This window comes from Streptomyces phaeoluteigriseus (assembly GCF_001896135.2).
GTDB lineage: Bacteria > Actinomycetota > Actinomycetes > Streptomycetales > Streptomycetaceae > Streptomyces > Streptomyces phaeoluteigriseus.
Map to the genome: position 1 here is coordinate 1 of NZ_MPOH02000040.1, position 1302 is coordinate 1302.

Annotated in this window: 3 pseudogenes; all 3 read left to right on the forward strand. The window is 73.0% G+C overall.

The window, feature by feature from the left end:
• Positions 1–819: pseudogene (locus BM536_RS37390) on the forward strand (hypothetical protein); the annotation flags it as partial.
• A pseudogene (locus BM536_RS43595) lies at positions 714–1061 on the forward strand (hydrolase); the annotation flags it as partial. The pseudogenes BM536_RS37390 and BM536_RS43595, both read left to right, overlap by 106 nt.
• A 98-nt stretch (positions 1062–1159) precedes the next feature.
• Positions 1160–1302: pseudogene (locus tag BM536_RS43600) on the forward strand (hydrogenase expression protein); the annotation flags it as partial.

A 1302-nucleotide genomic window follows, 5' to 3' on the forward strand; every position in this document is an offset into this window, starting at 1 on the left:
CCGCCCACCGTGAAGGGGCGGTTCCGGGGCCGCCCCCGCCTCGCGATCGACAACCTCGGCAACACCCGGCTGACGGCCTCCCTCAGCGGCACCGACACCGGCGACCGCCTGTCGTACGACCTCCAGCCCGGCAACGTACAGATCGAGCCCGGCCGAGCCGTCTTCGTCGACGCGACGCTGCGGCCCCGGCAGATCATCTGGTTCGGGTCCAAGGAGGAGCAGCCGTACAGTCTGGCCGTACGGCGGTCGGGGGCCCCGTCCCTGGACGTCGACGGGACGTTCGTGCAGCGCGGGTTCCTGCCGCGCTGGCTGGCCACCGCCCTGAGCCTGAGTCTCGCGCTGGCGATCGCGTTCGTGATGATCTGGCTGGCCTACAAGCCCCAGGTCCGCAGCCTCGCCGCGGAGAAGCTGGAGCAGGCCGGCGTCAGCACGCTCCCGCCGCCGAGTCCGAGCGCCCCCGGCAACGTGGACACCAGCCCGCCGCCGCCCCCGGCGGAGAAGGCGGAGTCCGAGCCCACGGCCTCGGCCGGCCCCCGGGCCGCGCGGGCGGTGGCGGCGGTGGCGGCGGTGCCTCCGAGGAGGCGAAGCCGAAGGAGCGGACCGCCGCGACGGCCGTACAGGAGCTGGCCGCCCGCAGCGACGGCCGGCACATCTGCTACCGCGCGTACGTCGCCGACCGCGGCTGGCAGGACCCGGTGTGCGACGGCGCCGAGGCCGGCACGGTCGGCAAGGACCTGCCGATCAAGGCGCTCGACATCGCCGTGTCGGGGACCAAGGGCGCGGCGGGGAACGGCGCCCATGTGGTCGAGGAGTGGCTGACGGGCGACAAGTGGTCGTCGGCGGCCGACGGGATCGACATGTACATCGGGTCGACCAAGGAGGCGGTCTCCCCGCTCCAGGGCTTCACCATCAAGGTCGGCGACGGCTCGGTCTGCCAGAACACCCATGTCGCGAACAAGGGCTGGATGGGCCTGGGCTGCACCAAGCCCGGCGGCTGGATGTACGGCGGCAGCCCGATGGAGGAGGCCCAGAACCTGGAGGCGATCCGCCTCACCGTCTGACGGGGGCTCGAACGGGGCATCCCGCCCGTCCCCTTCGGGCAGCGGTCCTGCCCCTCAGCCTCCTGACGGGCCGCCGCCCCCCGGCTTAGCGTCGACAGGTGACTCTGTGGACCTCCCTGGAACCGGCTTCCGCGACGGTGGACCCTGGTGGCAGCACTCGTGTGCGGCTGCGGGTGCGCAACACCGGTGATGTCGTCGACGAGTACCGCTTCGAGCCGGTGGGGAGTGTGGCTCCCTGGAC